Origin of the sequence: Streptomyces sp. NPDC044571 (assembly GCF_040647115.1) — a bacterium.
Lineage (GTDB): Bacteria > Actinomycetota > Actinomycetes > Streptomycetales > Streptomycetaceae > Streptomyces.
In genome coordinates, this window is sequence record NZ_JBEZBN010000003.1 from 68675 (window position 1) to 95343 (window position 26669).

At 72.6% G+C, this 26669-nt stretch carries 25 protein-coding genes; 11 read left to right on the forward strand and 14 right to left on the reverse strand.

What is annotated here, in order from left to right; translation table 11 throughout:
- Positions 1-98: 98 nt before the first annotated feature.
- The 4 genes from AB0B01_RS02510 to AB0B01_RS02525 all read right to left on the reverse strand — a co-directional run bounded on the left by AB0B01_RS02510 (position 99) and on the right by AB0B01_RS02525 (position 4406).
- On the reverse strand, positions 99-1214 hold the full coding sequence (locus AB0B01_RS02510) for a GGDEF domain-containing protein (RefSeq protein ID WP_361712127.1): 1116 nt from the start codon (positions 1212-1214) through the stop codon (positions 99-101).
- A gap of 187 nt (positions 1215-1401) precedes the next feature.
- Positions 1402-2196, reverse strand: coding sequence for an enoyl-CoA hydratase-related protein (locus tag AB0B01_RS02515; protein ID WP_361712128.1), 795 nt, complete (start codon positions 2194-2196; stop codon positions 1402-1404).
- Positions 2197-2220: 24 nt separating this feature from the next.
- The gene (locus AB0B01_RS02520) at positions 2221-3312 is read right to left on the reverse strand and encodes an adenylate/guanylate cyclase domain-containing protein (RefSeq protein ID WP_361712255.1); all 1092 of its coding nucleotides are present in this window, start codon (positions 3310-3312) and stop codon (positions 2221-2223) included.
- A 215-nt stretch (positions 3313-3527) separates the two neighbouring features.
- Complete coding sequence (locus tag AB0B01_RS02525) at positions 3528-4406, reverse strand: biotin--[acetyl-CoA-carboxylase] ligase (RefSeq protein WP_361712129.1); 879 nt, start codon at positions 4404-4406, stop codon at positions 3528-3530.
- Between the two features lie 131 nt (positions 4407-4537).
- Here AB0B01_RS02525 and AB0B01_RS02530 point away from each other — a divergent pair, with 131 nt between their 5' ends.
- From AB0B01_RS02530 to AB0B01_RS02545, 4 genes are all read left to right on the forward strand, one after another.
- The gene (locus AB0B01_RS02530; protein WP_361712130.1) at positions 4538-6133 is read left to right on the forward strand and encodes an acyl-CoA carboxylase subunit beta; all 1596 of its coding nucleotides are present in this window, start codon (positions 4538-4540) and stop codon (positions 6131-6133) included.
- 12 nt (positions 6134-6145) lie between these two features.
- Positions 6146-6355, forward strand: coding sequence for an acyl-CoA carboxylase epsilon subunit (locus AB0B01_RS02535; protein WP_361712131.1), 210 nt, complete (start codon positions 6146-6148; stop codon positions 6353-6355).
- Between the two features lie 92 nt (positions 6356-6447).
- Positions 6448-6579: a hypothetical protein gene (locus tag AB0B01_RS02540; protein ID WP_361712132.1), complete on the forward strand. Its 132-nt coding sequence runs from the start codon at positions 6448-6450 to the stop codon at positions 6577-6579.
- A gap of 151 nt (positions 6580-6730) precedes the next feature.
- Positions 6731-7342, forward strand: coding sequence for a nucleoside triphosphate pyrophosphatase (locus AB0B01_RS02545; RefSeq protein WP_361712133.1), 612 nt, complete (start codon positions 6731-6733; stop codon positions 7340-7342).
- On the opposite strand, the gene AB0B01_RS02550 is transcribed toward AB0B01_RS02545, so the two are convergent.
- A complete protein-coding gene (locus AB0B01_RS02550; RefSeq protein ID WP_361712134.1) occupies positions 7323-7760 on the reverse strand; it encodes a hypothetical protein in 438 nt (145 codons plus the stop codon). The genes AB0B01_RS02545 and AB0B01_RS02550 overlap by 20 nt on opposite strands.
- 390 nt (positions 7761-8150) lie before the next feature.
- Between AB0B01_RS02550 and AB0B01_RS02555 the strand changes: the two genes are divergently transcribed.
- On the forward strand, positions 8151-9914 hold the full coding sequence (locus tag AB0B01_RS02555) for a biotin carboxylase N-terminal domain-containing protein (protein WP_361712135.1): 1764 nt from the start codon (positions 8151-8153) through the stop codon (positions 9912-9914).
- A gap of 998 nt (positions 9915-10912) precedes the next feature.
- On the opposite strand, the gene AB0B01_RS02560 is transcribed toward AB0B01_RS02555, so the two are convergent.
- On the reverse strand, positions 10913-11863 hold the full coding sequence (locus AB0B01_RS02560; protein WP_361712136.1) for a DeoR/GlpR family DNA-binding transcription regulator: 951 nt from the start codon (positions 11861-11863) through the stop codon (positions 10913-10915).
- 175 nt (positions 11864-12038) lie between these two features.
- Positions 12039-13478, reverse strand: a complete 1440-nt coding sequence (locus AB0B01_RS02565) for an NAD(P)H-quinone dehydrogenase (RefSeq protein WP_361712137.1) — start codon at positions 13476-13478, stop codon at positions 12039-12041.
- A 174-nt stretch (positions 13479-13652) separates the two neighbouring features.
- Between AB0B01_RS02565 and AB0B01_RS02570 the strand changes: the two genes are divergently transcribed.
- The 3 genes from AB0B01_RS02570 (at position 13653) to AB0B01_RS02580 (ending at position 16707) form a co-directional block, all read left to right on the forward strand.
- Positions 13653-14090, forward strand: coding sequence for a gamma-glutamylcyclotransferase (locus tag AB0B01_RS02570; RefSeq protein ID WP_053786320.1), 438 nt, complete (start codon positions 13653-13655; stop codon positions 14088-14090).
- Positions 14091-14212: 122 nt separating this feature from the next.
- Positions 14213-15019, forward strand: a complete 807-nt coding sequence (locus tag AB0B01_RS02575) for a purine-nucleoside phosphorylase (RefSeq protein WP_361712138.1) — start codon at positions 14213-14215, stop codon at positions 15017-15019.
- Positions 15020-15057: 38 nt separating this feature from the next.
- Positions 15058-16707 (forward strand): phospho-sugar mutase, encoded by a 1650-nt coding sequence (locus tag AB0B01_RS02580; RefSeq protein WP_361712257.1) that lies wholly within the window; start codon positions 15058-15060, stop codon positions 16705-16707.
- Positions 16708-17254: 547 nt separating this feature from the next.
- Here the strand turns inward: AB0B01_RS02580 and AB0B01_RS02585 are convergent.
- Genes AB0B01_RS02585 through afsQ1 form a run of 3 tightly spaced genes read right to left on the reverse strand, consistent with a single transcriptional unit; the run spans position 17255 to position 20044 of the window.
- Positions 17255-17899, reverse strand: coding sequence for a hypothetical protein (locus AB0B01_RS02585; RefSeq protein ID WP_361712139.1), 645 nt, complete (start codon positions 17897-17899; stop codon positions 17255-17257).
- On the reverse strand, positions 17877-19370 hold the full coding sequence (locus tag AB0B01_RS02590) for a HAMP domain-containing sensor histidine kinase (RefSeq protein ID WP_361712140.1): 1494 nt from the start codon (positions 19368-19370) through the stop codon (positions 17877-17879). Before AB0B01_RS02590 ends, AB0B01_RS02585 begins: the two co-directional genes overlap by 23 nt.
- The gene (gene afsQ1 / locus AB0B01_RS02595; RefSeq protein WP_361712141.1) at positions 19367-20044 is read right to left on the reverse strand and encodes a two-component system response regulator AfsQ1; all 678 of its coding nucleotides are present in this window, start codon (positions 20042-20044) and stop codon (positions 19367-19369) included. The genes AB0B01_RS02590 and afsQ1 overlap by 4 nt, the downstream gene beginning before the upstream one ends.
- Positions 20045-20228: 184 nt before the next feature.
- Between afsQ1 and AB0B01_RS02600 the strand changes: the two genes are divergently transcribed.
- A complete protein-coding gene (locus AB0B01_RS02600) occupies positions 20229-20930 on the forward strand; it encodes a SigE family RNA polymerase sigma factor (protein ID WP_361712142.1) in 702 nt (233 codons plus the stop codon).
- A gap of 198 nt (positions 20931-21128) precedes the next feature.
- On the opposite strand, the gene AB0B01_RS02605 is transcribed toward AB0B01_RS02600, so the two are convergent.
- On the reverse strand, positions 21129-21824 hold the full coding sequence (locus tag AB0B01_RS02605; protein ID WP_361712259.1) for a uridine kinase: 696 nt from the start codon (positions 21822-21824) through the stop codon (positions 21129-21131).
- 53 nt (positions 21825-21877) lie between these two features.
- Between AB0B01_RS02605 and AB0B01_RS02610 the strand changes: the two genes are divergently transcribed.
- On the forward strand, positions 21878-22237 hold the full coding sequence (locus AB0B01_RS02610; RefSeq protein ID WP_361712143.1) for a hypothetical protein: 360 nt from the start codon (positions 21878-21880) through the stop codon (positions 22235-22237).
- A 105-nt stretch (positions 22238-22342) separates the two neighbouring features.
- Here the strand turns inward: AB0B01_RS02610 and AB0B01_RS02615 are convergent, their stop codons facing one another.
- The 3 genes from AB0B01_RS02615 to deoC are packed head-to-tail and all read right to left on the reverse strand — an operon-like array spanning position 22343 to position 25647.
- Positions 22343-23242 carry an aldehyde dehydrogenase family protein gene (locus tag AB0B01_RS02615; RefSeq protein WP_361712144.1) on the reverse strand — a complete coding sequence of 300 codons (900 nt, stop codon included), beginning with the start codon at positions 23240-23242 and terminating at the stop codon, positions 22343-22345.
- A complete protein-coding gene (locus tag AB0B01_RS02620) occupies positions 23235-24677 on the reverse strand; it encodes an aldehyde dehydrogenase family protein (protein ID WP_361712145.1) in 1443 nt (480 codons plus the stop codon). The genes AB0B01_RS02615 and AB0B01_RS02620 overlap by 8 nt, the downstream gene beginning before the upstream one ends.
- 7 nt (positions 24678-24684) lie before the next feature.
- A complete protein-coding gene (gene deoC / locus AB0B01_RS02625; RefSeq protein ID WP_361712261.1) occupies positions 24685-25647 on the reverse strand; it encodes a deoxyribose-phosphate aldolase in 963 nt (320 codons plus the stop codon).
- Between the two features lie 295 nt (positions 25648-25942).
- On the opposite strand from deoC, the gene AB0B01_RS02630 reads away from it, so the two are divergent.
- Positions 25943-26668, forward strand: a complete 726-nt coding sequence (locus AB0B01_RS02630; protein ID WP_361712146.1) for a hypothetical protein — start codon at positions 25943-25945, stop codon at positions 26666-26668.
- Position 26669 lies beyond the last annotated feature (1 nt).

Below are 26669 nucleotides of genomic sequence, written 5' to 3' on the forward strand. Positions count from 1 at the left end.
TCACTAGCGACTTTCACGAGGGCCCCTTACGCCTTCGCGAGCGGGCCCGGGGAACGTACCCACTCCCTCTGCCACGTCCCCTCTGCCACACCCCCTCCTTACGCCCGGCCCCGGAAGCGCCGCCGTTCGCCGCGCGCCTCCTGCTGGGCGGCGTCGGCCAGCAGGACCACGGCGGTGTCCCGCCCGGCGACGACGGGCTCGGGCGAGCGGGCCGCCTTCGCCTTGTACTGGGCGGCGTCCGCCAGCCGGAACAGCCGCCGCGAGGAGGTCACCTGCCCGATCGGGTCCCCCGTCGAGGCCACCCCGCAGGCCACGCCCTCCCCGAGCTCCAGCTCGGCGGCGCGCCGGCACAGCTCCTCGGTCACCCGGACCACCTCGTCGGCCGGGGGTCCGGCGCTCACCAGGCAGAACTCGTCACCGCCGAGCCGGGCGACGAGCGCGCCCGGGAGCATGGCCCCGCAGACGCTGAGCACCGATCCGAACCGCTCCAGCAGCCGGTCGCCCATGGCGTGCCCGAGGGTGTCGTTGACCTTCTTGAGCCCGTTCAGGTCGCAGACCACGAGGCTCACCGCGATCCCGGTGCGCCGGTGCTCCTCCAGGGCCTCGTCGAGCCGCATGTCCACCGCCCGGCGGTTGGCGAGCCCGGTCAGCGGGTCGGTGAAGGCGAGCCGCCGGGCCTCTTCCAGCCGGTCGCTCTGCGCGAGCCCGGCGGCGACGACCGCGGCGAGGACGGTCGCGAACTCGGCGTCGTCCTCGTCGAAGTCGGGCAGCCCCTCGTCCCGGGCGACGTACAGCTCGCCCCAGGCGCGCCCGCTGAGCACGATCGGCGCGACCACGCAGGTGCCGCGGCCCCGCCGGCGCAGGGCCTCCCCGCGCCGGCCCGGGCGGCCGCCGCCGGCGCTCTCGACCCAGGCGTGGGGACCGCCGCCGCCGGCCCACCGCTCGTGCAGGAACTCGGCGATCTCGGGGAAGTCGTGGACGGGGTACGACTCGTCCTCGGGGAACTCCTCCTCCCCCGGCCGCAGCTCGCCCTCGTTGACGAGGACCCGCAGCCGGCCCCGCTCCCGCTCCCAGGCGGAGATCGCGGCGAACGACCCGTCCATCGCCAGGCGCGCACCCCGGGCGGCCGCCCGCACGCTGTCCCGCGGCGCGCACGCGGCGGCCATGGCCTGCGCAAGGCCCACGACGGCTCGCAGCCGCCCGTCGACTCCCATCACCCCAGCCTAGGGATACATGTCCGATTCGGTGACGCTCGGCTGCGGCATCCGAGGATGCCCGGCGGCGGCCGCCCGGGGCCCGCTCGCCGGGCGGCGGCCGCCCCGGCCGGCGCCGGGAGGCCCTGGGCCGACGGGTCGCCGCGCCTGCGTCCCGGCGGAGCCGCCGGGGCGCCGCGGATCCGTGCTACACCCCGGGCCAGTTCGGCTTGCGCTTCTCGTTGAAGGCGGCCACGCCCTCCGCCCGGTCCCCCGAGAAGGCCACCGTCCGCCAGGCCGCGTCCTCGATCTCCAGGCCGGCCGCCAGGTCCATCCCGTGCCCCAGCCGTAGCGCCCGCTTGGCGGCCCGCAGCCCGACCGGCGAATTGGCCGCCATCCGCCCGGCCAGCGCCAGCGCCTCGTCGCGGTCCTGCCCGGCCGGCACCACGGCATCGACCAGGCCCAGGGACAGGGCCTCCGCCGCCTCCACCCGCCGGGCCGTGAAGATCAGCTCGGCCGCGCGGGCCGCGCCCACCCGCCGCGGCAGCAGCTGCGTACCGCCCCCGCCCGGGATCACGCCCACCGACACCTCGGGCAGGCCCACCACCGCCGTCTCGTCGGCCACGATCACGTCACAGGCCAGCGCCAGCTCGAAGCCGCCGCCCAGCGCGAAGCCGTGCACCGCCGCGATCGTCGGCACGGGCAGCTCCAGGACGCCCCCGTACGCACCCCGCGTCGTCGGCCGCTGGCGCACCAGCTCGGCGTCCGAGAGGGAGTTGCGCTCCTTGAGGTCTGCCCCGACGCAGAAGGCCCGCTCGGCGGTGGACGACAGCACCACCACCCGTACCGACGGGTCCGCCGACAGCTCCGCGCAGGCCGCGCCGATGGCCCGCGCCATGTCCGTCGACACCGCGTTCATGGCCTTCGGCCGGTCCAGGACCAGCTCCACGACCCCGTCGCCGCCATGCCGACGTACGCTGACGAACTCCGACTCCACCGACACTGGAACCCTCCCGGTTAACGAACGTTATCCCGGGATCTTAGGCTTCCGCCGCGTCAGCGACCAGGGCTCCACGACCCCCAGACCACGCACCGGCCGCTGCCACATCGGCTGGAGCGCGAAGCGGTACGCACCGCCGCCCTCCTCCGCCTCGGCCTCCTTCTCCGAGACCGGCGCGGCGCCCGTACGGCCGAGTTCCTCCGCCATCGCCCCGTCCACCAGCACCGCGTCCTTCGGCGCTATCGACGTCAGCCGGCTCGCCAGGTTCACCGTGGTCCCGAAGACGTCGCCCATCCGGGTCGTCACCGTCCCGAAGGCGATCCCGACCCGCAGCTCCGGCATCTGCGGATCGGCCTCCATCGTCTCGATCAGCCGCAGCGCGATCTCCGCCGCCGTCGCCGCGTCGTCGGCGGCGTAGAGGACCTCGTCGCCGAGCGTCTTGATCAGCCGGCCGCCGTGGGCTGCCACCAGGTCGGCTGAGGTGGTCTCGAAGGACTCGACGAGCTCGCCGAGCTCCTCCTCCTCCAGCCGCCGCGTCAGCCGGGTGAAGCCCACCAGGTCCGCGAAGCCCACCGCGAGCCGCCGGTCGACCATCTCCTCGTCGTCGGCGACCTGCACCACCCGCCCGGTGGCGGCCGCCAGCTGGCGGCGCCACACGTAGACGAGGAACTCCTCCAGCTCCGGCAGCAGCAGCTCGACCAGCGGGTACGTGACCTCCGTACGGGTCATCCCCGGTTCCGGCGGCTCCGTCAGCCCCTCCAGGAAGGAGTCGATCTGCCATTCGGCCAGCCGGGCGGTGGTCTGCCCCGTGGAGCGCGCCACCTGCACGGCCATCGGCTCGCTCAGCAGCCCCGCCTCCACCAGGCCGGCGAGCCGGCGCAGCGCCAGTACGTCCGCCTCCGTGAGGGCCTTGGCCTGGCCGATGTCCGCGAAGCCCATCGCGCGCCAGAAGCGCGAGGCGAGCTCCATCGACACCCCGGCGCTGCGGGCCGCCTGGAACGGGGTGTACCGGCGCTCGGCACCCAGGATCAGCTGTTCCAGCCGGATCGCGAGCGGGTCCGCCGTCGGCTGGACGGTGTGGTCGACCTCGTGGTGAGGGGTGTGCTGGTCGCGCCCGATGGGAGTGCCCGGGCCGGGGGACCCGGGGGCGGACGCGCCGGACGTAGGGTCGTCGACGGTCAAGGGCCGCCTCCTGTCCATTCCGTGCGCACTGCCCTGCCGAACCGGGTGATCACCGCGAGCACCGGGATCGCCTAAACCATACGGCAGGTGTGCCGTAGCTCACTCCTTCAGTCGGGGGCTCCCTCACCACGGGGCGCTCCTGCTGCCGACGGCTAGTGCACCGACCGCAGGTGGACCACGTCGCCCGCGCCCACCGCCTCGTGGGCGTCCTCCGCGGTCCGGACCACCAGCCGCCCGTCCGTGTCGACCGCTTCGGCCGTCCCGGTGAGGGTGCGGCCCCCGGGCAGCTCGGCCCGCACGTGCCGGCCGAGGGTGGCGCAGTGCGTCGCGTACGCCTCCTGCAGGCCGCTGGCGGCCGGATCGCCGCCCGCCGCCCGCCAGTCCCCGTACCACTGCTCCAGGGAGCGCAGCACGGCCTTCAGCAGCGGCTCCCGGTCCGTCACCGCGGCCTTCGCCAGCAGCAGGGACCCGGCCTCCGGCACCGGCAGCTCCTCCGCGGTCAGGGACACGTTCAGCCCGATCCCGAGGACCACGCCGTCGGCCACCCGCTCGGCGAGGATGCCGCCCGTCTTGCGCTCCGAGCCCCCGACGTTGACCAGCAGGTCGTTGGGCCACTTGAGGGCGGTGTCCACCCCGGCGCCCCGGGACAGCCCGGTGGTGACGGCCACCCCGGCCAGCAGGGTCAGCCACCCCCACCGCTCCTGCGGGACGGCCCCTCCCGGCTTCAGCAGCACGGAGAAGAACAGCCCGGACCGCGCCGGGGCGACCCAGCTGCGGTCGAGGCGGCCGCGGCCGGCGGTCTGCTCCTCGGCGACGAGCACGGCCCCCTCGGGCAGCTCCCCGGCCCGGGCGGCGAGATCGGTGTTCGTGGACCCGGTGGCGGTGACCACCTCCACGGAGGACCACAACCCTTCCCCGGTGACCAGGGCCCGCTGCAGGGCGGCGGCGTTCAGCGGCGGCCGTTCCAGGTTCGACCAGCGGTCCTCGGAGGGTCCTGGGGTAGCTGCTCCTGATGCATCTGATGGCGTCATGCAACCCACAGTAGGTGTGTCAAACGCCGCACTGCCGAGCGCCATGCCCGCCGATACGCTACGCACCAGTAGCCAGCAGTAGTCAATCAATTGACCTGGCAGTTGACACCACACAGGGAGCCGCGACCCCGATGTCACAACCCTCAGAGCCGATCGACATGCACACGACCGCGGGCAAGATCGCGGACCTGCAGCGCCGCATCGACGAAGCCACCCACGCCGGGTCCGCGCGGGCGGTGGAGAAGCAGCACGCCAAGGGGAAGCTGACGGCTCGTGAGCGGGTCGCCCTGCTGTTGGACGAGGGCTCGTTCGTCGAGCTCGACGAGTTCGCCCGGCACCGGTCGACCAACTTCGGGCTGGAGAAGACCCGCCCCTACGGCGACGGCGTCGTCACCGGTTACGGCACGGTGGACGGCCGCCCGGTGGCCGTGTTCTCGCAGGACTTCACCGTCTTCGGCGGAGCCCTCGGCGAGGTCTACGGCCAGAAGATCATGAAGGTCATGGACTTCGCGCTGAAGACGGGCTGCCCGCTCGTCGGCATCAACGACTCCGGCGGCGCCCGCATCCAGGAGGGCGTCAGCGCCCTCGGCATGTACGGCGAGATCTTCCGCCGGAACGTGCACGCCTCCGGGGTGATCCCGCAGATCAGCCTGATCGTCGGCCCCTGCGCCGGCGGCGCCGTGTACTCCCCCGCCATCACCGACTTCACCGTGATGGTCGACCAGACCTCGCACATGTTCATCACCGGTCCGGACGTCATCAAGACGGTCACCGGCGAGGACGTGGGCTTCGAGGAGCTGGGCGGCGCCCGCACCCACAACTCCACCTCGGGCGTGGCCCACCACATGGCCGGGGACGAGAAGGACGCCATCGAGTACGTCAAGTCCCTGCTCGCGTACCTGCCGTCGAACAACCTCTCGGAGCCGCCCGCCTTCCCGGAGGAGGCGGACACCGAGGTCTCCGACGCCGACCGCGAGCTCGACGTCCTGATCCCGGACAGCGCCAACCAGCCGTACGACATGCACACCGTGATCGAGCACGTGCTCGACGACGGGGAGTTCCTGGAGACGCAGTCGCTGTTCGCGCCGAACATCCTCACCGGCTTCGGCCGGGTCGAGGGCCACCCGGTGGGCATCGTCGCCAACCAGCCGATGCAGTTCGCCGGCTGCCTGGACATCGACGCCTCGGAGAAGGCGGCGCGCTTCGTGCGGACCTGCGACGCCTTCAACATCCCGGTGCTCACGTTCGTGGACGTACCGGGCTTCCTGCCGGGCACCGACCAGGAGTACAACGGAATCATCCGGCGCGGCGCGAAGCTGATCTACGCCTACGCCGAGGCCACCGTCCCCCTGATCACCGTCATCACCCGCAAGGCCTTCGGCGGCGCGTACGACGTCATGGGCTCCAAGCACCTCGGCGCGGACCTGAACCTGGCCTGGCCGACCGCGCAGATCGCCGTCATGGGCGCACAGGGCGCGGTCAACATCCTGCACCGCCGCGCCATCGCGGAGGCGGAGGAGGCGGGCAACGCCGAGGAGACCCGGGCGCGGCTCATCGCCGAGTACGAGGACACCCTCCTCAACCCGTACACGGCCGCCGAGCGCGGTTACATCGACGCGGTGGCCATGCCGTCCGAGACCCGGGCGCACGTGGTCAAGGGGCTGCGTCAGCTGCGCACCAAGCGGGAGTCCCTGCCCCCGAAGAAGCACGGCAACATCCCCCTCTAGGAGGTCAGTCCTGTGGTGATCAAGGTCGTCAAGGGGAACCCGACCCCGGAGGAGCTGGCCGCCGCACTGGCGGTGGTCCAAGCGCGCGCGGCGGCACTGGCCTCGGTGCCGCCGGACGCGCAGCGGGTGGCGGACGCGTGGGCGGCGCCGTCCCGGGTCGCGCGGCGCACGCTGCCGCAGCCGGGACCGCGCGCGTGGGCGCGTACGTACTGGCCGGGCTAGGACGGCCCGGGCGGAAGATGGGGTGAACGGAGGGTGGCGCCTGAGTACCCGTACTCAGGCGCCACTGCGCTGCCCGGGGCCAGGATCGGGGCATGCTCTGGTCAGACCCGAAGAACGAGCCGCCCGAGGACATGCGCGACGCGCAGGCGATGCTCCGGCGGTTGACCGTGGTGGTCGCCCTCGCGATGCTCGTGGTCGTGTACGTCCTGGGCGTGGGCTTCTGACGGGGCCTCCGGGGCGGCGGTGCGGGCCGGGCCGGGCCGCAGGGCGCCGCCCCGGCCGTACCGCGGTACGGCGCCCGGCCGCGGCGCCGGGCCGCAGCGCGGCCCCACCGGCCGTGCCGCGGGCCCCGGGGCCGCGCCTACGATGGCGGGCATGACTGCCGAACCCCGCGCCCGCGCCCTGGTGCTCGCCTCCGCCTCCCCCGCCCGGCTGAACCTGCTGCGGCAGGCCGGGCTCGCCCCGCACGTGATCGTCAGCCACTTCGACGAGGACGCGCTCAGCGCCGAGACCCCCGCCGATCTGGCCCTGGCCCTGGCCGAGGCGAAGGCCGGCGTGGTGGCGGCCCAGGACGAGGCGGCGGGCGCCCTGGTGATCGGCTGCGACTCGGTGCTGGAGCTGGACGGAGAGGCGCTGGGCAAGCCGGCGGACGCCGAGGAGGCCACCGCCCGCTGGAAGGCGATGCGCGGGCGCTCCGGGGTGCTGCGCACCGGGCACTGCGTGATCGACACCGCGACCGGGCGCCAGGTCTCGGCCACGGCCTCCACGACGGTCCACTTCGGCGAGCCGACGGACGCGGAGGTGGCCGCGTACGTGGCGAGCGGCGAGCCGCTGCACGTGGCGGGGGCGTTCACCCTGGACGGGCTGTCGGCGCCCTTCATCGAGGGCATCGACGGCGATCACGGGAACGTCATCGGGCTCTCCATGCCGCTGCTGCGCTCCCTGCTGGGCGAACTCGGCGTGTCCATCACGGACTTGTGGGCCTGAGCTCCTGGAGGTCCGCCTCAGGGCGGCTGGGGGCCGCGTAGAGCGTCAGGGCCAGCACGAGCAGGCACAGGATCAGCATCATCGCCGCGAAGGCGCCCCAGCCGACCAGTCCGACGGCGAGGGCGCCGAGCAGCCCGTGGGTGACGGCGGCGGTGATGAGGACGATGCGGGCGAAGCGGCCCGGAGCCCGGTCGCGCAGGGCGGCGTAGACCAGTAGCGCGGAGCACAGCAGGAGGAAGGCTCCGATGCCCGCCCCCATCGCGTAGGTTGCTGCGGACATGACATCCGGATCCATGCCCGCGACGGACATCGACTGGTTCTGCGTGGTCCGGCCGAGGACGATGTGGACGAAGACGAGCAGCACGGCCTCCGCCGCGATCACGAGCGCCGCCGCGGCGGCCACGAGTCTGCGCAGCACGGCAGCCCCCACCCCACACACCACCCCTCACAAGCACAAGCCTGTTCGACGCCTGGAGGCTACTAACGGGTAAACGTGCGGACAAGGGGTCGGGCCGCATCGTTACGGGAACACGCCGAACGGAAGGCGATCAAGCAAAGAAAGCATGGGCCGTTCGTAGGGACTCGACAAAGAATCACCCGGGGCCGCTGACCCGGCGGACAGAGACCTCGTATGTCTCACGGGGTTACTGTGCAGTCGGGGATCCCCCTGACCTGGGGCACCACAAGGCCTTTCCGGCTCAAGGTGGACTCGAATCACACTCCGTGTGGGCAAGGTCACCTCTGGATAAGGGTCGAAAGGCCGTGTGGGCTGTCCCTAAACTCAGCTTGTTTCAAGGAGGGAGCCATCGTGCGCAAGGTGCTCATCGCCAACCGTGGCGAAATCGCTGTCCGCGTTGCTCGGGCCTGCCGGGATGCCGGAATCGCAAGCGTAGCCGTCTACGCCGATCCGGACCGGGACGCTCTGCATGTCCGCGCGGCCGACGAAGCTTTCGCGTTGGGCGGTGACACCCCGGCCGCGAGCTACCTGGACATCTCCAAGGTCCTGCAGGCCGCCGCCGACTCCGGCGCGGACGCCATCCACCCCGGATACGGCTTCCTCTCCGAGAACGCCGAATTCGCGCAGGCCGTCATCGACGCGGGCCTGACCTGGATCGGCCCGCCCCCGCAGGCCATCCGGGACCTCGGCGACAAGGTCGCCGCCCGGCACATCGCGCAGCGCGCCGGCGCGCCGCTGGTCGCCGGTACGCCGGACCCGGTCTCCGGGGCCGAGGAGGTCGTCGCCTTCGCCAAGGAGCACGGCCTGCCGATCGCGATCAAGGCCGCCTTCGGCGGCGGCGGCCGCGGCCTGAAGGTCGCCCGCACCCTGGAAGAGGTGCCGGAGCTCTACGACTCCGCCGTGCGCGAGGCCGTCGCCGCCTTCGGGCGCGGCGAGTGCTTCGTCGAGCGCTACCTCGACAAGCCGCGCCACGTCGAGACTCAGTGCCTGGCCGACAAGCACGGCAACGTGGTCGTCGTCTCCACGCGTGACTGCTCGCTGCAGCGCCGCCACCAGAAGCTCGTGGAGGAGGCGCCCGCGCCGTTCCTCTCCGAGGCGCAGAACGCGGAGCTGTACGCCGCCTCGAAGGCGATCTTGAAGGAGGCCGGCTACGTCGGCGCCGGCACGGTCGAGTTCCTGGTCGGCACCGACGGCACGATCTCCTTCCTGGAGGTCAACACCCGTCTGCAGGTCGAGCACCCGGTCACCGAAGAGGTCACCGGCATCGACCTGGTGCGCGAGATGTTCCGCATCGCCGACGGCGAGGAGCTCGGCTACGGGGACCCGGTGCTGCGGGGTCACTCCTTCGAGTTCCGCATCAACGGCGAGGACCCGGGCCGCAACTTCCTCCCGGCCCCCGGCACGGTCACGAAGTTCGCCCCGCCGTCGGGTCCCGGCGTCCGCCTGGACGCGGGCGTCGAGTCGGGCTCGGTCATCGGCCCGGCCTGGGACTCGCTGCTGGCCAAGCTCGTCGTCACCGGCGCCACCCGCGAGCAGGCGCTGCAGCGCGCCGCCCGCGCGCTCGCCGAGTTCGAGGTCGAGGGCATGGCCACGGCCATCCCGTTCCACCGCGCGGTGGTGGCCGACCCCGCCTTCGCCCCGACCGACGGCACCCCGTTCACGATCCACACCCGCTGGATCGAGACGGAGTTCGTCAACGAGATCCCCGCCTTCTCGGCCCCCGCCGCCGAGGACGCGGACGAGGAGCCGGGCCGCGAGACGGTGGTCGTCGAGGTCGGCGGCAAGCGCCTGGAGGTCTCGCTCCCGTCCTCGCTGGGCATGACCCTGGCCCGCACGGCGGCGGCGGGCGGCGCGAAGCCGAAGCGCCGCGCGGCGAAGAAGTCCGGCCCGGCCGCCTCGGGCGACACCCTGGCGTCCCCGATGCAGGGCACGATCGTCAAGGTCGCGGTCGAGGAGGGCCAGCAGGTCAACGAGGGCGACCTGGTCGTCGTCCTGGAGGCCATGAAGATGGAACAGCCCCTGAACGCCCACCGCACGGGCACGATCGTGGGCCTGACGGCGGAGGTCGGCGCGAGCCTCACGTCGGGCGCGACGATCTGTGAGATCAAGGACTGATCCCCTCCCACCACCGAGGCCCGGAAACCCCCACGGGGGTTCCCGGGCCTCCCCCGTTCCCGAGCCGGGGCCACGCCGCCACACGGCAAACGGTGCGGGCGGAGCCCGGAAGACGAGGCCGGCGGTCCGGGGGACACTGGCCCGTCGCCTTACCGGCGGAGTTGGAAAGCACGCCGGTACGGGCGGGGGCGCGCGCCGGCCCGCCGCCGGTCAGCATCCGCCATGCGCGGCGAAGCCTCGGGAAGCGGGGCAGGGCGCCCGGCCCACGGGCGGAGCCCGGGCACGCCGCAGGCGGCAAACGGTATGGGGCGCAACGCCGGGAAACGGGCGGCCCGGGCTTGGATGCGTACAGCGGCCGACGCCCCCCGGGCGGAGCCCGGGAGCACGCGCCGCGTGGCAAGGGGTCTGGGGCGGAGCCCCAGGGAACGGGCGAAGGGCGGGTGCCCGCACCCACGAAGCACCGCCCACGGGCGCCGTCCCGGCACACCGCGCAGCCAGCGGCCCAGGCACGGGTACTGGTACGGGTACGGGTACGGTCCGAGGGCACAGCAGCCGGGCAAGACACGCCGGACCACCGAGCACAACGGGCAAGCAGCCGCCAGGCGGGAAAGCCGAGCCGTCGGGCGTACCGGCCGAGTCGGGCAGGGCGGGACGGCCGGCAGGCCGTCGGGCAGCCGGACCCGTCGGGCCGTCAGGCGGCTGGACAGGACACGCCGGACACTGCCGGGCCGGGCACAACGGGCGCCGGGTCCGGACAGGACCGGTGAGCACACCGGGTCGGACCGTCAGGGCTGTCCGAGCCGGGCCGGACAGGCCGTACCGGCCGGCCGCCGGGCGGGGCAGCCGGGCGCAACAGGCGGCCGGTCAAAATACACCGGGCCACCGATCAGCCGATCGGGCACGCGGGCCATCAGGCGGACCGGCCGCGCCGGCCGCGCCCGGCATGCCCCGCAGCAGCGGCCCAGCCAAGCACCACCGCCCGGGGCCGGCCCCCCGGTTCAGCGGCGGCGGAGGTCGGCCAGGCGGGGGCGGTCCGTGGGGGGTGGGTCCAGCAGGGGGGCGGGCGCGCTGCGGAGTTGCGCCGTCGGGCCGCCGCGGCGTTGCACCGGCAGGGGCGACTCGCGGCGCGGGCGGCGCCCGACCATGCCGTCGCCACCGCCGGAGGCCACCGCCCCCGCCACCGTGATCTGCACGCCCTGGTCCGCCAGCGCCTGGAGCTCCGTCGCCGCCCGGTCGTCGTGGGTCGGCGGCTCGTCCGTGACCAGCCGCGTCATTACGTCCGTCGGCACGGTCTGGAACATGGTGTCGGTGCCGAGCTTCGTGTGGTCGGCCAGCACCACCACCTCCGCGGCGGCCTGCACCAGCGCCCGGTCCACGCTCGCGCTGAGCATGTTGGACGTGGACAGCCCGCGCTCGGCGGTCAGACCGCTCCCGGAGAGGAAGGCCCGCGAGACCCGCAGCCCCTGCAGGGACTGCTCGGCCCCGCTGCCGACCAGCGCGTAGTTGGAGCCCCGCAGGGTTCCGCCCGTCATGACGACCTCCACCCGGTTGGCGTGGGCCAGCGCCTGCGCGACCAGGAGGGAGTTCGTGACGACGGTCAGTCCGGGCACCCGGGCGAGCCGGCGGGCCAGCTCCTGGGTCGTGGTGCCCGCGCCGACGACGACGGCCTCGCCTTCTTCGACGAGGCCGGCCGCGACATCGGCGATGGCGGTCTTCTCCGCCGTCGCGAGATGGGACTTTTGCGGAAACCCGGACTCCCGCGTGAAACCGCCCGGCAAGACCGCACCGCCGTGTCGGCGGTCGAGGAGTCCTTCTGCCTCCAGTGCCCGCACGTCCCGCCGTACGGTCACTTCGGAGGTCTGGACGACGCGGGCGAGCTCCCGGAGCGATACCGCTCCGTTGGCCCGCACCATTTCGAGAATCAATTGGCGACGTTCTGCAGCGAACACGAAACTGACAGTAACCCGGGCGACCGTCTGCTTTCAGCTCCTTGCACCGGAATACCGAAGTTGTCCATAAGGCGGGGTGAGTAGTGGTATACGCGGCCGGTCGGCCGGTGAACACCGGCCTGCGCACCCCGCACCCCGCCCCAACTCCCCTTGTGGGAGGCGGGTGTTGCCGCCCCTACGCCTCGCCGCCCGCCTTCCGCGTGTGCAACTGCCGCGCCACCTCGGCGATCGATCCGGACAGCGAGGGGTACACGGTGAACGCGTTTGCGATCTGCTCGACCGTCAGGTTGTTGTCGACGGCGATCGAGATGGGGTGGATGAGCTCGCTGGCGCGCGGCGACACGACCACGCCGCCCACCACGATGCCCGTTCCCGGGCGGCAGAACATCTTCACGAAGCCGTCCCGGATGCCCTGCATCTTGGCGCGCGGGTTGCGCAGCAGCGGGAGCTTCACCACCCGGGCGTCGATCTTGCCCGCGTCCACGTCGGCCTGCGTGTAGCCGACGGTGGCGATCTCGGGGTCGGTGAAGACGTTCGACGAGACCGTCTTCAGGTTCAACGGGGCCACCGCGTCGCCGAGGAAGTGGTACATCGCGATGCGCCCCTGCATGGCGGCGACGGACGCGAGCGCGAACACCCCGGTGACGTCGCCGGCCGCGTACACGCCCGGCGCCGACGTACGGGAGACCTTGTCGGTCCAGATGTGGCCGGAGTCCTTGAGGCGGACCCCGGACTCCTCCAGGTTCATGCCCTGGGTGTTGGGCACCGCCCCGACCGCCATCAGGCAGTGCGTACCGCCGATGACCCGGCCGTCGGAGAGGGTGACCTCGACGCGGTCGCCCACCCGCTTGGCGGACTCGGCCCGGGAGCGTCCGATCACGTTCATGCCGCGGCGGCGGAAGACGTCCTCCAGGACGGCGGCGGCGTCCGGGTCCTCGCCGGGCAGCACGCGGTCGCGGGAGGACACCAGCGTGACCCGGGACCCGAGCGCCTGGTAGGCGCCGGCGAACTCGGCACCGGTGACACCGGAGCCGACCACGATCAGCTCCTCGGGGAGCTCCTCCAGGTCGTAGACCTGCGTCCAGTTAAGGATGCGCTCCCCGTCGGGCATCGCGTCCGGGATCTCGCGCGGGTGGCCGCCGGTCGCGATCAGCACGGCGTCGGCGGTGAGGATGGTCTCGGTGCCGTCGGCGGCGGTGACGATGACGTCGCGCGTGCCGTCGATGCCCTGCGGGCCGCCGAGCTTGCCGCGGCCGCGGATGACCCGTGCGCCGGCCCGGGTGACGGAGGCGGTGATGTCGTGCGACTGGGCGAGGGCGAGGCGCTTGACGCGCCGGTTCACCTTGCCGAGGTCGACGCCCACGACCCGCGCGGCCTGCTCCAGGGGCGGGGTGTCGTCGGCGACGACGATGCCGAGCTCCTCGTACGACGAGTCGAAGGTCGTCATGACCTCGGCGGTCGCGATGAGTGTCTTGGAGGGTACGCAGTCGGTGAGGACCGAGGCGCCGCCGAGGCCGTCGCAGTCGACGAGGGTCACCTCCGCGCCGAGCTGGGCCCCTACCAGGGCCGCCTCATACCCGCCGGGTCCGCCGCCGATGATCACGATCCGGGTCACGAAAACTCCGCCTCACGTCTACCCGGCCGGCTGCCGCCCCGGCCGGGGCTTCCGGGGGGTGTCCCCGGGGGATGCATTCCGTGCTCCATTGTCCCGCACGCTTCAAGGTGCTTCTCCCCCGGTCCGGCCATCCGGGCACGCCGTCATCGCCACCCCTCCCGTACCCTCGACCTCATGTCGCTCTACGCCGCGTACGCCGGCAACCTCGACCCGCGGCTGATGACGCGCCGCGCCCCGCATTCGCCGCTGCGCGGCACGGGCTGGATCAACGACTGGCGGCTGACCTTCGGCGGCGAGCAGATGGGCTGGGAGGGGGCCCTCGCGACGATCGTCGAGGCCCCGCGCCACCAGGTCTTCGTCGCCCTGTACGACATCGCGCCGCTGGACGAGGACTCGATGGACCGCTGGGAGGGCGTCGGCCTCGACATCTACCGCCGGATGCGGATCCGCGTCCACACCCTCGACGGCGAAGAGGCCGCGTGGTGCTACGTGCTGAACGGCTACGAGGGCGGCCTGCCCTCGGCCCGCTACCTCGGCGAGATCGCGGACGCGGCCGAGTCGGCGGGCGCGCCGCACGACTACGTCATGGAGCTCCGCAAGCGCCCCTGCTGAGGCCTGCCCGACCCCCACCCGGCCCGGCCGGGACGTTTCGGCGGAAACGACAAGGCAACGATCCGAACACCGTGAGCTGCGCCATCTACGCGCGTAGGCTCAGAGCGGTTACGCTCGTCAGCGTGAACGCATCTGTTACCGACCCCTTCGCCGACGCCGCCGCCGCGGCCGCCCGCCTGCGTGAGCTGACCGGCGCCGAGACCCACGATGTCGCCCTCGTCATGGGCTCCGGCTGGGCCCCCGCCGCGGAGGCGCTCGGCGCCCCCGAGGCCGAGTTCCCCGTCACCGAGCTGCCCGGCTTCCCGCCCCCCGCCGTCGAGGGCCACGGCGGCAAGATCCGCTCGTACAAGATCGGCGACAAGCGCGCGCTGCTCTTCCTCGGCCGGACCCACTACTACGAGGGCCGCGGCGTCGCCGCCGTCGCCCACGGTGTGCGTACCGCCGTCGCCGCCGGCTGCAAGACCGTCGTGCTGACCAACGGCTGCGGCGGTCTGCGCGAGGGCATGAAGCCCGGCCAGCCGGTCCTGATCAGCGACCACCTGAACCTGACGGCCGCCTCGCCGATCGTCGGCGCGAACTTCGTGGACCTGACCGACCTGTACTCGCCGAAGCTCCGCGCCATGTGCAAGGAGATCGACCCCACCCTCGAAGAGGGCGTCTACGTCCAGTTCCCCGGCCCGCACTACGAGACCCCGGCCGAGATCAACATGATCCGCGTCATGGGCGCCGACCTGGTCGGCATGTCCACCGTGCTGGAGGCCATCGCCGCCCGCGAGGCCGGCGCCGAGGTGCTCGGCATCTCCCTGGTCACCAACCTCGCGGCCGGTCTGTCCGGCGAGCCGCTGAACCACGAAGAGGTGCTGCAGGCCGGCCGTGACTCGGCCGCCCGCATGGGCACGCTGCTGACCCAGGTTCTCGCCCGTATCTGAGCGACCGTACGAGAGGTAAGGCGGAAGTAGTGCAGGAAGTGCAGGACGACCTGATCGCACGGGCCCAGGCCTGGCTGGCCGAGGACCCGGACCCGGAGACGGCACAGGAGCTGGCCGCGCTCATCGAGGCCGGTGACACGGCCGCCCTCGCGGACCGCTTCTCCGGAACCCTCCAGTTCGGCACCGCCGGACTGCGCGGCGAGATCGGTGCGGGTCCGATGCGGATGAACCGCTCGGTGGTCATCCGGGCGGCGGCGGGCCTCGCGGCCTACCTGAAGACCCAGGGCCACGCCGGCGGCCTGGTCGTCGTCGGCTACGACGCGCGGTACAAGTCGGCGGACTTCGCCCGCGACACCGCCGCCGTGATGACCGGCGCCGGGCTCCGTGCGGCCGTCCTGCCCCGGCCCCTGCCGACGCCCGTCCTCGCGTATGCCATACGGCACCTGGGCGCCGTCGCCGGCGTCGAGGTGACCGCGAGCCACAACCCGCCCCGGGACAACGGCTACAAGGTCTACCTCGGCGACGGCTCGCAGATCGTGTCCCCCGCGGACGTGGAGATCGCGGCCGAGATCGCCCGCGTGACGACCCTCGCGTCGGTCCCGCGGCCGGAGTCCGGCTGGGAGCAGCTCGGCGACGAGGTCCTGGAGGCCTACCTGGCCCGTACGGACGCCGTGCTGACCCCCGGCTCCGCCCGGGGCGTGCGGACCGTCTACACGGCCATGCACGGCGTGGGCAAGGACGTCGTCCTGGCGGCCTTCGCCCGGCACGGCTTCCCGGAGCCGGTGCTGGTCGCCGAGCAGGCCGAGCCCGACCCGGCCTTCCCGACGGTGGCCTTCCCGAACCCGGAGGAGCCGGGTGCGATGGACCTGGCCTTCGCCAAGGCCGCCGAGGTGGGTCCGGACGTCGTGATCGCGAACGACCCGGACGCGGACCGCTGCGCGGTGGCCGTCCCCGACGAAGCGGCGCCGGGTGGCTGGCGGATGCTGCGGGGCGACGAGGTCGGCGCGCTGCTGGCCGCCCACCTCGTGCACAAAGGCGTCCGGGGCGTCTTCGCCGAGTCCATCGTCTCGTCCTCCCTCCTGGGCCGGATCGCGCAGGCCGCGGGCCTCGGGTACGAGGAGACCCTCACCGGCTTCAAGTGGATCGCCCGGGTGGAGGGCCTGCGCTACGGGTACGAGGAAGCGCTCGGCTACTGCGTGGACCCGGAGGGCGTCCGGGACAAGGACGGCATCACCGCGGCCCTGCTGGTGGCGGAGCTGGCTTCGGAGCTCAAGGAGCAGGGCCGGACCCTGACCGACCTGCTGGACGACCTGGCGGTCGAGCACGGCCTGCACGCCACGGACCAGCTGTCGGTGCGCGTCTCGGACCTGTCGGTCATCGCCTCGGCGATGGCGCAGCTGCGGGCGCAGCCGCCGGTGTCCCTGGCGGGCCTGCGGGTGTCCTCGGCGGAGGACCTGACGCGGGGGACGCCGTCCCTGCCGGCGACGGACGGCCTGCGCTACTACCTGGACGGCGACTACAAGGCCCGGGTGATCGTGCGGCCGTCGGGTACGGAGCCGAAGCTGAAGTGCTACCTGGAGGTCGTGGTGCCGGTCGCGGACGCCCAGGACCTGACGGCGGCCCGCACCCGCGGCCAGGAGGTCCTGGACGCGATCAAGAAGGACCTCGCGGCAGCAGCGGGCATCTGACGCTCCGCGCGTCACGGCTCCGCGCCGCCGCACCGGACTCCGTCCGCCGGTGCGGCGGCAGCGGGGCCCGTCCCGTCCGACGGGCCCCGCTGCCACCCGGCCCCCCGAGACCCGTCTCGGGGGGCCGCTGCCGTCTCCGCCCACGGCTGCCGCGTACAGACCCCCGGTCCGGACCGACCCCGGGAGCAGGAACCGGCCGGGCGGCGGTAGGAACCTGCGAGAAGAGGGGCACCACGGCGGCGTTGAACAGCAGCGGCCCCCACAAACCCGCACCCGCCCACGGGCCCCCTCTCCTCGCAGGTTCCGACCCCCGACCGGCCCCTGTCCCGCTGCCGGGGCCGGTCCGGGTCACCGGCTGGTGCCCCCGTCCCCCTTCGCCTTCACGCTCCCGCCTTCGGGGCCGGTCCCCGGCAAGCGACCGGGTCGCGCCGGGGCTGGCGCCTACAGGCTCCCCGGTCCGGACCGGCCCCAGGAGCGGGAGCGGCCCGGTCGGCGGTAGGAACCTGCGAGAAGAGGGGGCACCCCGGCGGCCTTGAAAAGACGGCCCTCAGGACGGGGACGCCGACGGGGAGGTGCCCGGGCGGACCACGTCGCCCAGCGTGGCGACCGATTCCGGGCGGGAGCGGACCGCCTCGGTGCACTCCCACGCCCGCGGCGGATCCGCGTCCGGGCCGCCCAGCACGATCGGCCCCGGCCCCGCCGAGACGGCCTCGCTCTCCGCCAGCGTGCACACGATCTGCGACAACGCCACCGGCGGCAGGTCCTCCGGCTTGCGGCTGAGCCGGATGGTGCCCGCCGGGTCACCGGTCCGCGCCGGGGCGACCGCCAAGCCGTCCGGGACCCCGGTCGAGAAGCCCGCGTCCCGCTCCTCCGCCGACGGCTCCCGTTCCAGCGCCTCCAGCAGCGCCTCGGCCGCCAGCGACGCCGGGTCCTTGGTGGGCTTCTTCTCCGGTATCGGCACCACCCGCTCCACGCCCACCAGCTGCGAGCCGCACACCAGCTCGATCGTCGCCCGGAAGCCCTGGACGCCGTTCTGCTCGACCGGGACGTCGCACGACACCCGTGACGGCGCCGCCCCGACGTCCACCGGCACCGTCGTCGCCCGGATCCCGCAGGCCGACGTCGCCGCCGCCGTCAGCAGCACCACCAACACCGCGCCCGGCAGGGCCCTACGCGTCCGTGCCCGCGTCACCGGCGATCACCTTCCCCACGTCCACCGGCAGCCGCAGCGTGAACAGCGCGCCGCCCTCCGCAGCATTGGCGGCGGTGATGTCCCCGCCGTGGATGTGCGCGTTCTCCATGGCGATCGACAGGCCGAGCCCGCTGCCGTCCGACTTCGGCCGGGAGGCGCTGGCCTTGTAGAACCGGTCGAAGACGTGCGGCAGCACCTCCTGCGGGATGCCCGGCCCGTTGTCCTTGACCGCGATCACCAGCCACTCGTCCTCCACCCGCACCGACACCCGCACCGGCGAACCGCCGTGCTTGAGGGCGTTCCCGATCAGGTTGGCGAGGATGACGTCGAGCCGCCGCGGGTCCAGCCGCGCCACGATGCCCCGGTCGGCGTCCAGTTCGACCGCGTCGAGCCAGGCCCGCGCGTCGATGCACGCCGTGACCTGGTCGGCGACGTCCACGTCGTCCAGCACCAGCCGTGCCGTCCCCGCGTCGAAGCGGGTGACCTCCATCAGGTTCTCCACCAGGTCGTTGAGCCGCCGGGTCTCGCTGACCACCAGAGCGACCGCCGGTGCGATCATCGGGTCGAGGTCCTCGACCTCCTCCTCCAGCACCTCGGCGACCGCCGTCAGCGCCGTCAGCGGCGTGCGCAGCTCGTGCGACATGTCGGCGACGAAGCGCCGGCTCGCCTCCTCGCGCGCACTCATGTCGGCGACCTTCTTCTCCAGCGCCTCGGCCGTCTTGTTGAACGTACGTGACAGGTCCGCGAGTTCGTCCGTCCCCGACACGTCCAGCCGGTGGTCCAGCTCCCCCTCGCCGAGCCGGCGCGCCGCGTCCCCCAGCCGCTGTACGGGCTTGAGTACGGTCCGTGCGGCGGCCTGTGCCAGCAGCGCCGAGCCGAGCAGGGCGAGCCCGGTGGCGATGGTCAGCGACCAGCCCAGCGCGTTGAGGTCGTCCCGTTCCTGGGCGAGGGACTTGTACATGTAGCCGGTCGGCCCGCCGCCCACGATGCGCGTGCCGCCCACCAGGTACGGATTGCCGCGCGGCTTCGTGCGCTGCCAGTACATGTGGTACTCGGCGTCGTTCGCCGCCGTGGTCTTCTGCCGGTCGTTCACCGCGTGCTGGAGGGACGCGGGTACGTCGTCCAGCCCGAAGGAGTCGGGTCCGGCCGCACCGAACACCTTGCGGTGGTCCTTGCGCTCGTGCACCAGCAGCACGCTGTACCCGGGGCTGCTGCCGGCCATCAGTTCGGCGGTGCGCTGCAGTTCCTCGGCCGTCGGGTCGGCGGGCAGCGCCGCGGCCCGGTTCTGCATCTCCTGCCGGAAGTCGCCGAGGGCCGCGTCCTGGGTACGGGTCAGCACCGCCTCGCGGTTGAGCCAGTACGCGATGCCCGAGGCGGAGACCGCGGCCGTCAGGGCGACGAGCGCGAACACGACGAGGAGGCGCAGCCGCAGGCTGGTCCAGCGCCGGCCCGCGAACGGGGGTGCGGTCACTGCGGTGAGTCCAGGCGGTAGCCGACTCCGCGGACGGTCCGGATCAGGGTCGGCGAGGAGGGCACTTCCTCCACCTTGGCGCGCAGCCGCTGCACGCAGGCGTCCACGAGCCGGGAGTCGCCGAGGTAGTCGTGCTCCCACACGAGCCGCAGCAGCTGCTGACGGGAGAGCGCCTGTCCGGGCCGGCGGCTGAGCTCCAGCAGCAGCCGCAGCTCCGTCGGAGTGAGCTGGAGGTCCTCGCCGTTCTTCGTCACGGTCATCGCCGCCCGGTCGATGACCAGGGAGCCGAAGGTGGCGGAGTCGCTGGCCTCCCGCTCGCCGCGGCGCAGCACGGCACGGATGCGTGCGTCGAGCACCCGGCCCTGGACGGGCTTGACGACGTAGTCGTCGGCGCCGGACTCCAGTCCGACGACGACATCGATGTCGTCACTGCGGGCGGTGAGCAGGATGATCGGCAACTGGTCGGTTCGGCGGATCCGCCGGCACACCTCGAAGCCGTCGATCCCGGGCAGCATGACGTCGAGCACGATCAGGTCCGGCCGCTGCTCGCGCAGCAGCTTCAGACCGTCCTCGCCCGTCGCCGCGGTGGCCACACGGTGGCCCTGGCGGGACAGGGAGAGTTCGAGGGCCGTGCGGATGGCGTCGTCGTCCTCGATCAGCAACAGGAAAGGCACGGGCTCATTCTGTCCCATCGGCGGTTGGGAGTTCGACCGTCGGGCGCGGCGGATCTCGGCGCGGCCGCTGTGACAGGCCTGTGACAGTCGGCGGACACCCCGGTTAAGTCGGCCGGGCAGGCTTCTGTCAACGAAACAGGGACCCAGCAGGATCCGAAGCAGACTCCACGACGGGGGGCGCGAGATGAACACGCTGCACAGCACCACCACCAGCGCGGTTGTCACGCGGCTGCACGATGTGAACCGCCGGGCGGGTGTCCGTACGGCGACGGTCGCCCGTCCGCGGCCGGCGCACACGGTGGCCATCGACGCGAACACGTACCGCACGCCCTCCTCGGCTCCGGCCCAGTCGCCGTCCTCCACCTCGGAGGCGGAGTTCACGGCCTACGTCCAGGAGCGCCGGGCGGCCCTCTACGCGACGGCCTTCCACCTGACCGGTGACCGCTACGAGGCCGAGGACCTGCTGCAGAGCGCGCTGTTCTCGACGTACCGGGCGTGGGACCGGATCAGCGACAAGGCGGCCGTCGGCGGATACCTGCGGCGGACGATGACGAACCTGCACATCAGCGCGTGGCGCCGCCGCAAGCTGAACGAGTACCCGACGGAGGAGCTGCCGGAGACGGCCACCGACACGGACGCGATGCGGGGTACGGAACTGCGCGCGGTGCTGTGGCAGGCGCTGGCCCGCATCCCGGAGCCGCAGCGCACGATGCTGGTCCTGCGCTACTACGAGGGCCGTACGGACCCGGAGATCGCGGAGATCCTCGGCATCAGCGTCGGCACCGTGAAGTCCAGCATCTGGCGCTCGCTGCGGCGCCTGCGGGACGACGAGGTGCTGAGCTTCGGCCGCGACGAGGCGGAATCCTTCGAGGAGCTCGTCGCCTGACGGAGCCACAGGGGACCACGGGCCGCAGGGCCCACACAGACCACCGGCCAGGGGGGCCGCCCTTCGGGGGTGGGGCGGGGGCCACGGGGGGAGAAGGCGGGATCGAGCGGCCGGGGGTCCGCACGGTCCCGCCTTTTCGTCATGCCCAGGCGCAGGCGCAGGCCGCAGACGCAGGTGCCGGGGTGCGCGGCGCGGCGGTCACACGGCCGCGGCGGCGGTCCGGTGGCGGCCGGCTGCGGCTGCCGCCAGACGGCCCAGGGCCTCGTCACTGCCGCAGGCGTACGCGCCGAGGGCGATGTGGCGGGCCACGATGCTCCGCTCGGCCCGCATCAGCCGGTAGCCCCTGCGCAGCAGGAAGAGCACCGACTTGCGGCCCTCGCGCAGATCGCGGGCGAGGCGGCGCCGGAAGGTGGTCGACGGGCGGCCCCGCAGGCAGATCGCATCGGCCAGCAGCCCGAGTTCCCGGCAGCGCGCCGCGATGTCGGCCGCGAAGATGCCCTCCGCGATGAACAGGGGGGTGCGGGCGATGTCCAGCGTCTCGGTGCCCGTGCGCGCGGAGGTGGCGATGTCGTACACCGGCACCTCGGTACGGCCCGTCCGGCACAGCTCCGCGACCGCCGCCACGGCGACGTCCGCGTCCCAGGACAGCGGGGAGTCCCAGTCGATGTCGGAGCTTCCCTCGACCACCGGCAGGGTCGGGTCGTCGCCCTCCTTGTAGAAGTCGTCCAGGCGCAGCACCGGAAGCCCGGACCGGGCCGCGAGCGAGGACTTGCCGGATCCCGAGGGTCCGGTCAGCAGCACGACACGCGTAGGCAGAGGAGAGCTCACGGGACACCAGTGTGAAGCATTACCCCGCGTAGGGGATCCTCCGGGTGACCGGTTGGTATCCAGGATCACACCTCAACTACGCTGCGTGCGCACGCGACTACGACCACAGGCGGGAAACCATGGCACGTCACGCAGCCCCCCAGCGCTCCACCGGCACCACGCTGCGCACCGCAGGCCTCACCCTCTCGATGGCCGGCGCGGCCCTCGCGATGGCCGCGAGCGGCGCCCAGGCGGGCGAGCTCTCGGTGCCGGCGGCCCTCGCCGGGGTCACCGACCCGATCGCGAACCTCAAGGTGAACCCGCTGGCCCACACCGGAGTGGATCCCCTGGACAACGGCATCGGCGCCAAGGTCGCGGACTTCCCCGCGCTCGGCACCGGCATGGTCACGGGCACCCTGACCCAGGGCCCCTCGGTCGGCGAGCTGCCCCAGGCCGCCGCGTCCTCGCTGCTCGGGCCGCTGCTCCCCGGCGCGAAGTAGCCGGCGGAAAGGGGAAAACGGAGAACGTAAAGCGGAGGACGGGGAACAAGCGAACGGCCCCGGCAGCGCTGGACGCTGCCGGGGCCGGTTCTTCGCGCGGCCCGTCTAGTACGACGAGCCCGACGCGCCCAGCGAACCCGTGGGGTGCCAGACGGTCTTGGTCTCCAGGAAGGCCGTCATCCGCGCCGTGCCCGGGTCGGCGCTCCAGTCGTCCACAGGCTGTGGACGCAGGACGCGCTTGAGGTTGTCCGCCGCCGCGATCTCCAGCTCCTTCGCGAGCGCCGGGTCGGCACCCGCCAGGTCGATCGCATTGACGTCCTGGTGGGCCGCCAGGTGCGGACCCATTTCGGCGGCCTTGCCGGACAGGATGTTGACCACGCCGCCCGGCAGGTCGGACGTGGCCAGCACCTCACCGAGGGAGAGGGCCGGCAGGGGCGCCTTCTCGCCGGCGATGACGACCGCGGTGTTGCCGGTGGCGATCACCGGGGCGATCACGGAGATCAGACCAAGGAAGGACGAGTCCTGCGGAGCGACGACCGCGACGACACCGGTGGGCTCCGGGGTGGACAGGTTGAAGAAGGGGCCCGCGACCGGGTTGGTCCCGCCCGCGATCTGGGCGATCTTGTCGGTCCAGCCCGCGTACCAGACCCAGCGGTCGATGGCCGCGTCGACGACCGCCGCCGCCTTGGACTTGGACAGGCCCTCGGCCTCGCCCACCTCGCGGACGAACTGGTCCCGGCGGCCCTCCAGCATCTCGGCGATGCGGTAGAGGATCTGCCCGCGGTTGTAGGCGGTCGCGCCCGCCCAGCCGCCGAAGGCCTTGCGGGCCGCGACGACCGCGTCACGGGCGTCCTTGCGGGAGGCGAGGGGGGCGTTGGCCAGCCACCTGCCCTTGGAGTCGCTCACCTCGTACACCCGGCCGCTCTCGGAACGCGGGAACTTCCCGCCCACGTACAGCTTGTAGGTCTTGAAGACGGAAAGACGCGTGGTCGTCGACTCAGACATCGAGGTAAGCCTCCAGGCCGTGGCGCCCGCCCTCACGGCCGAAGCCGGACTCCTTGTAGCCGCCGAAGGGCGAGGTCGGGTCGAACTTGTTGAACGTGTTGGCCCACACCACGCCGGCGCGGAGCTTGTTCGCGACCGCGAGGATGCGCGAGCCCTTCTCGGTCCAGATGCCGGCGGACAGGCCGTACTGGCTGTTGTTGGCCTTGGCGACGGCCTCGTCGGGCGTACGGAAGGTCAGCACGGACAGCACCGGGCCGAAGATCTCGTCGCGGGCGACGGTGTGCGCCTGGGTGACGTTCGTGAAGAGCGTCGGGGCGAACCAGTAACCGGCGGACGGCAGCTCGCACGCCGGGGACCAGCGCTCGGCTCCCTCGGCCTCACCGGTGTCGGCGAGCGCGGTGATCCGGGCCAGCTGCTCGGCGGAGTTGATCGCGCCGATGTCGGTGTTCTTGTCCAGCGGGTCGCCGAGGCGCAGCGTGGACAGGCGCCGCTTGAGGGAGTCGAGCAGCTCGTCGTGGATCGACTCCTGGACCAGCAGGCGCGAGCCCGCGCAGCAGACCTGGCCCTGGTTGAAGAAGATGCCGTTGACGATGCCCTCGACGGCCTGGTCGATGGGGGCGTCGTCGAAGACGATGTTGGCGCCCTTGCCGCCCAGCTCCAGGGTGACCTTCTTGTCGGTGCCGGCGATCTGGCGGGCGATGGCCTTGCCGACCGCGGTCGAGCCGGTGAAGGCGACCTTGTTGACGTCGGGGTGCTCGACGAGGGCCGCGCCCGCGTCCCCGTAGCCCGTGAGGATGTTGACGACACCCCTGGGCAGGCCGGCCTGGCGGCAGATGTCCGCGAAGAACAGGGCGGACAGCGGGGTGGTCTCCGCGGGCTTGAGGACGACGGTGTTGCCGGTCGCGAGCGCCGGGGCGATCTTCCACGCCAGCATCAGCAGCGGGAAGTTCCACGGGATGACCTGGCCGGCGACGCCGAGCGGACGCGGGTTCGCACCGTAGCCCGCGTGGTCGAGCTTGTCGGCCCAGCCCGCGTAGTAGAAGAAGTGCGCGGCGACGAGCGGGAGGTCCGCGTCGCGGGTCTCCTTGATCGGCTTGCCGTTGTCCAGGGTCTCCAGGACGGCCAGCTCGCGGCTGCGCTCCTGGATGATCCGGGCGATGCGGAAGAGGTACTTGGCGCGCTCGGAGCCCGGCAGCGCGGACCACTTCTCGAAGGCCTTGCGGGCGGCCCTGACGGCGCGGTCCACGTCGGCGGCGCCGGCCTGGGCGACCTCGGAGAGGACTTCCTCGGACGACGGCGAGACGGTCTTGAAGACCCTGCCGTCGGCGGAGTCGGTGAACTCACCGTCGATGAAGAGGCCGTAGGAGGGGGCGATGTCGACGACCGAGCGGGACTCGGGAGCCGGCGCGTACTCGAAGGGGGAAGGCTTGTTCATGATGGTCTCAGTCCACCGTCACGTAGTCGGGACCGGAGTAACGCCCGGTGCTCAGCTTCTGGCGCTGCATGAGCAGGTCGTTCAGCAGGCTGGAGGCTCCGAAGCGGAACCACTCGTTGGTCAGCCAGTCCGCGCCCACGGTCTCGTTGACCAGGACCAGGAACTTGATGGCGTCCTTGGTGGTCCGGATGCCGCCGGCCGGCTTCACGCCGATCTGGATTCCAGTCTGCTCCTTGAAGTCGCGGACGGCTTCGAGCATCAGCAGGGTGTTGGCGGGGGTGGCGTTGACCCCGACCTTGCCGGTGGAGGTCTTGATGAAGTCGGCACCCGCGAGCATGCCGATCCAGGAGGCGCGGCGGATGTTGTCGTAGGTCGACAGTTCGCCGGTCTCGAAGATGACCTTCAGCCGGGCGGCGCTGCCGTCCTCGCGGACGCACGCCTCCTTGATGGCCTTGATCAGCTCGTACGTCTCCAGGTAGCGGCCGGCGAGGAAGGCGCCACGGTCGATGACCATGTCGATCTCGTCGGCGCCTGCGGCGACGGCGTCCCGGGTGTCCGCGAGCTTGACGGCCAGCGCGGCGCGGCCGGCCGGGAAGGCGGTCGCGACGGACGCCACCTTCACGTCGGCGCCGTTCAGGGCGGCCTTGGCGGTGGCCACCATGTCCGGGTAGACGCAGACCGCGGCGGTCATGGGGGTCGTACGGTCGGTCGGGTCGGGGATGACGGCCTTGGCGGCGAGGGCCCGTACCTTGCCCGGGGTGTCCGCACCCTCAAGCGTGGTCAGGTCGATCATCGAGATGGCCAGGTCGATGGCGTACGCCTTGGCCGTGGTCTTGATCGAACGGGTACCGAGCGCGGCCGCGCGGGCCTCCAGGCCGACGGCGTCTACGCCGGGCAGCCCGTGCAGGAAGCGGCGCAGCGCACTGTCGGACGTCGTCACGTCAGCGAATGCGGTGAGGGTGGTGGGCATGGTCACCAGATGAGCATATCTACGCGCGTAGCGACCTGTCACCCCCCGCACGTGCACATCTGTGCGGGGCGGGCGACATCCGGGCGGGGCAAGGGTCCCGCTGCGGCCTTGCCTGCGGACCGCTGACCTCCGCTTTTCCTGTTACACGGCGAAGACAGGAACCCCATGATCCAGTCGAACAAGATCCGTAAATTTCTCTTCAGCAGCCCGCCAGACCTCACCGGATGAAAGCCCGACAGAGAAAACGCGGCATGCGACTCTCCCACCTCTCCGCGACACAGCTTCAGGAGTCGTTATGCGTTCCGCCCTCCGCACCTCGATCGTCACCGCCGCCCTCGCCGGGGCCCTGCTCACGCCGGCTGCGACCGCGCTCGCCGCGCCCGCCCCGCAGGCCGCCACCCCGGTGTCGACGGTGACCACCGTCTCCGCGGGCGCGGCGGACAAGGGCCGCTACGACGGCGAGCTCCACCTCGTCGACAAGCACGTGCTCGCGGTGCTGCGCAACGAGTCCGAGGGCCCCGAGGTCTGGCTCCGCGCCTCCTCCGAGGACTGGAAGCCGGCCGACGGCTGGGCGGGCCGCGTGCTGGCGAAGCTGGACCTTTCCCACCGCAGCGCGGTGATCGAGGGCACCGAGTACACGCTCACCGACGCGGGCCGCTACGGGCTCAACGTCCACCGGAAGGGCGAGGGCGCTTCGGACTTCTACCTGCTGCCGGAGGCCACGGCGACCACCGCGCCGACCACCAAGCCGTCGGCCAAGCCCTCGACCGAGCCCTCCGCCAAGCCCTCCGCGCAGCCGACCGCCAAGACCCCCGTCAAGCCGGCCGCCGACGTGAAGCCGCAGACGGGCGCGCAGACCGTGGTCGTCCCCCAGGGCGCGGTCGCCGCCGGTGCGGACTTCGCCGCCGAGGACACCGACAACAGCACCACCCTGGCCGCCGGCGCCGGTCTCGTCGCGATCCTCGCCGCGCTGGGTGCGGCCCTGATGGTCCGCTCCCGCCGCGCCCGCAACGGCGCCTGAG

What these genes read in the sequence shown, in the direction of transcription:
- AB0B01_RS02510 (WP_361712127.1), bottom strand. Translation starts at nt 1,214, where the DNA reads ATGGGAGTCGACGGGCGGCTGCGAGCCGTCGTGGGCCTTGCGCAGGCC.
- AB0B01_RS02525 (WP_361712129.1), bottom strand. Translation starts at nt 4,406, where the DNA reads ATGACGCCATCAGATGCATCAGGAGCAGCTACCCCAGGACCCTCCGAG.
- AB0B01_RS02530 (WP_361712130.1), top strand. Translation starts at nt 4,538, where the DNA reads ATGTCACAACCCTCAGAGCCGATCGACATGCACACGACCGCGGGCAAG.
- AB0B01_RS02540 (WP_361712132.1), top strand. Translation starts at nt 6,448, where the DNA reads ATGCTCTGGTCAGACCCGAAGAACGAGCCGCCCGAGGACATGCGCGAC.
- AB0B01_RS02545 (WP_361712133.1), top strand. Translation starts at nt 6,731, where the DNA reads ATGACTGCCGAACCCCGCGCCCGCGCCCTGGTGCTCGCCTCCGCCTCC.
- AB0B01_RS02570 (WP_053786320.1), top strand. Translation starts at nt 13,653, where the DNA reads ATGTCGCTCTACGCCGCGTACGCCGGCAACCTCGACCCGCGGCTGATG.
- AB0B01_RS02600 (WP_361712142.1), top strand. Translation starts at nt 20,229, where the DNA reads ATGAACACGCTGCACAGCACCACCACCAGCGCGGTTGTCACGCGGCTG.
- AB0B01_RS02610 (WP_361712143.1), top strand. Translation starts at nt 21,878, where the DNA reads ATGGCACGTCACGCAGCCCCCCAGCGCTCCACCGGCACCACGCTGCGC.
- AB0B01_RS02615 (WP_361712144.1), bottom strand. Translation starts at nt 23,242, where the DNA reads ATGTCTGAGTCGACGACCACGCGTCTTTCCGTCTTCAAGACCTACAAG.
- AB0B01_RS02620 (WP_361712145.1), bottom strand. Translation starts at nt 24,677, where the DNA reads ATGAACAAGCCTTCCCCCTTCGAGTACGCGCCGGCTCCCGAGTCCCGC.
- deoC (WP_361712261.1), bottom strand. Translation starts at nt 25,647, where the DNA reads ATGCCCACCACCCTCACCGCATTCGCTGACGTGACGACGTCCGACAGT.
- AB0B01_RS02630 (WP_361712146.1), top strand. Translation starts at nt 25,943, where the DNA reads ATGCGTTCCGCCCTCCGCACCTCGATCGTCACCGCCGCCCTCGCCGGG.